The following is a 2,644-nucleotide window of genomic DNA, read 5'->3' on the forward strand; positions in this document are numbered from 1 at the left end:
GAACCTTCAAGGGCTTAGTTGCGGATTTGAGGTTAAATAAAATATATGAGAACTGCTAATATCGAATTGAATACATTGTTCAATGCCGATGTCTTTGGCCTGAAAATGTACCAAGTTATTTTTTAATCATTACTTAATTGACAGTAACAAACATATTACACTAGGAATTTGTATGTTAACGTATTCAACAAGAAAACAAATAGGGAACGCCTTGGTTAAGTTATCTGGGGTTGACTATCATTTTGAATTGAGAAACGATAAATGGGTGCAAACCAATAATTCACATTTAACTAATATGGAAAAAGTTATTATTGGGCAAAGTGCAAATGGTAAAAGCATAGCGAACATCGCAGAGTATCTCTCTGTTTCGATAACTACAATCAAGACTCACAGAACAAACATATTCAAAAAACTTGGAGTTAGCAATATTACTGAGGCCATACAATATGTAGAGGATTATAATCTAATTTGAGTACTATCTCCAAAATATCGTATCAGGCAAAAGTTGATATCGAAAAGTGGTTTTGTTGGATTTTCTACTGAAGATATACGGATTGAAATGTCTAGTAATTACAAGTAACTATTTGATTATTAATATTGTTTTATGTCCTTTGTCGCTGAATAGCTACTTGCAATATACCTGTTACCGAGACCTCTGCAAAACTATTTTTAGAAGAAAAACTATGATTGATTATCAGTAAGTTATATTCACTTTATTCTTCTTTTTACGGACTTTTGCAGAGGTTTCGTTACCTCTTATAATTCTCCTCCAACATTTTTTCCAAATCCGACTCCTTATAAAGTATCTTCCCTGCAAACTGTGTGTAAGGAATAATCCTCCTGTCCCGATAGTCCTGCAAGGTGCGAGGGCTGATATACAGCCTCTCGCATACTTCCTTACCTGTAAGGAAGTGCTCATCGCCAAATAGCGGCTTGTGTGTCTGTGCCACTTCCTTAATTCTCTTGCTTACTCCGCTGATAGCTGACAGCACCACCTGCATATCGTCCGCCTCTATATTCAAATCTCTTACCTGTTCCATAATCTTCGTGTCTATTTGTTGATTTTAGTTTTTCCCGTTTCAGCTTTCTCCGTTTTTGTTTGGAGCAACTGTTCCACGTCCTCACGCTTGTAGTAGCACTTATGCCCGATTTGGGCAAAGGGCAACACACCCGTATCACGGTAGTGCTGCAAGGTGCGCTTGCTGATATTAAGCAGCCTGCACACATCACCGTTGTGCAGCCAATCGGTGTGCCTGCTTCGTTCCCCGAATGCCTTGTGGCAGGTCTCGGCAAGGCTGAGAATCTCGTTCCTCAGCTTTGCCCAGTTTGAATCCGTAATGATAAAATATCCCATAGTTTTATTATTGTTTTGTTTGTATTTCTGTCTTATTGGTTTAATAAAACCTTTGTCCGTCTTGCGTTTCACCGCATATTTCTGCCTGCAAAAGTAGAGAGTGTTTGCCATACTTCAAAGCACGAGGGAACAGTAGGGAAATAGAGGGAAAAACATGGAAATGGCAAAAGGATTGTCGCTCTCTTTCTTTGTCTCTTTACTCCATTTTATCATATCCTTTTAGCCGACGCAATACGATGCGTATTGTAGCAAATTAGCACCTGCCTTTCTTGCATCCTTTACACACTTGTCCTCTTGTTTTGGGCTTAAATCCATACTTTCCAACAGTTTCTTGTCAAAAATCTGTGAGAAATTCATAGCCAATGTACGCAACATTATGCAAGCACTCTCCGAATGCTTGGCACTTTCCTGTTCTCTTCATAACTTCACTCTCAGAAACCAAACCAAGCATATAATGAAGAAGAATGCAGATAAAGGTAAATCGGAGGGAGGAAACAATATGTCCAAGCAAAAGAAGACTTCCTCAAAAAACGGTGAGATAGAAACCTATCTGTCCTCTCGCTATGAGTTCAGATACAACACTGTATTGGGAAGAACCGAATACCGAAGCAAGAACGATGCTCATTTCTCAAAAGTGGGTCGCTATGAAATCAACACGCTCCGCAGGGAGATAGACAACGACATCGGGATTATCACATCTTCTGATAATCTCTATTCCATCATCGAGAGCAGTTTCTCTCCACGCATCAACCCCATACAGGAGTATTTCAAAAAGTTGTCTGCAACGGATATAGGCAGCAGTAACCCTGATTGTGGAAATAAAGTTTCCCTTTCACTGAAAGCCATTCCCGACTTGGCAAGTTGCGTTGTCGTGCGCAACTCCGACAAATGGCTGCCGTACCTCACCAAGTGGCTCGTGGCAGTGGTTGCCAACGCAATGGACGACCGTGAGTGCCGTAACCATACCTGCCTCGTACTCACAGGCGAGCAGGGCAAGTTCAAGACCACGTTCCTTGACCTGCTCTGTCCCCCAGCACTGCACGGTTACAGTTACACAGGAAAAATATATCCGCAGGAAAAGGACACACTCACTTATATCGGTCAGAACCTTATCGTAAACATAGACGACCAGCTAAAAGCCCTCAATAAGCGGGATGAGAACGAGCTGAAAAACCTCATCACCTGTCCGATGGTCAAGTACCGTATGCCGTATGACAAGTACGTGGAGGAGCATCCCCACTTGGCAAGCTTTGTGGCATCAGTGAACGGCAATGACTTTCTTACAGACCC

4 protein-coding genes are annotated in these 2,644 nt (G+C 41.5%); 2 read left to right on the forward strand and 2 right to left on the reverse strand.

Features of this window, described 5'->3' with window-relative positions; genetic code table 11:
- Window positions 1–295 precede the first annotated feature (295 nt).
- Entirely contained in the window at window positions 296–472 is a 177-nt protein-coding gene (locus tag HMPREF2983_RS14215; protein ID WP_009435960.1) for a response regulator transcription factor, read from the forward strand.
- 277 nt (window positions 473–749) lie between these two features.
- Here HMPREF2983_RS14215 and HMPREF2983_RS00545 read toward each other — a convergent pair whose 3' ends face one another.
- Together HMPREF2983_RS00545 and HMPREF2983_RS00550 are read right to left on the reverse strand one after the other, a co-directional pair.
- Window positions 750–1,040 (reverse strand): helix-turn-helix domain-containing protein, encoded by a 291-nt coding sequence (locus tag HMPREF2983_RS00545; RefSeq protein ID WP_008449754.1) that lies wholly within the window; start codon window positions 1,038–1,040, stop codon window positions 750–752.
- An 11-nt stretch (window positions 1,041–1,051) separates the two neighbouring features.
- Complete coding sequence (locus tag HMPREF2983_RS00550) at window positions 1,052–1,354, reverse strand: helix-turn-helix domain-containing protein (RefSeq protein WP_008449658.1); 303 nt, start codon at window positions 1,352–1,354, stop codon at window positions 1,052–1,054.
- 376 nt (window positions 1,355–1,730) lie between these two features.
- Here HMPREF2983_RS00550 and HMPREF2983_RS00555 point away from each other — a divergent pair.
- Window positions 1,731–2,644: VapE domain-containing protein (locus tag HMPREF2983_RS00555; protein ID WP_070665637.1), on the forward strand; the 914-nt coding region annotated here is incomplete at its 3' end.

The sequence above is a fragment of the Prevotella sp. HMSC077E09 genome (assembly GCF_001814685.1).
GTDB classification, from domain to species: domain Bacteria; phylum Bacteroidota; class Bacteroidia; order Bacteroidales; family Bacteroidaceae; genus Prevotella; species Prevotella oris.

Bases quoted from the DNA above. Each gene is read 5' to 3' on its own strand.
- HMPREF2983_RS14215 (WP_009435960.1), top strand. From the start codon at position 296: ATGGAAAAAGTTATTATTGGGCAAAGTGCAAATGGTAAAAGCATAGCG.
- HMPREF2983_RS00545 (WP_008449754.1), bottom strand. From the start codon at position 1,040: ATGGAACAGGTAAGAGATTTGAATATAGAGGCGGACGATATGCAGGTG.
- HMPREF2983_RS00550 (WP_008449658.1), bottom strand. From the start codon at position 1,354: ATGGGATATTTTATCATTACGGATTCAAACTGGGCAAAGCTGAGGAAC.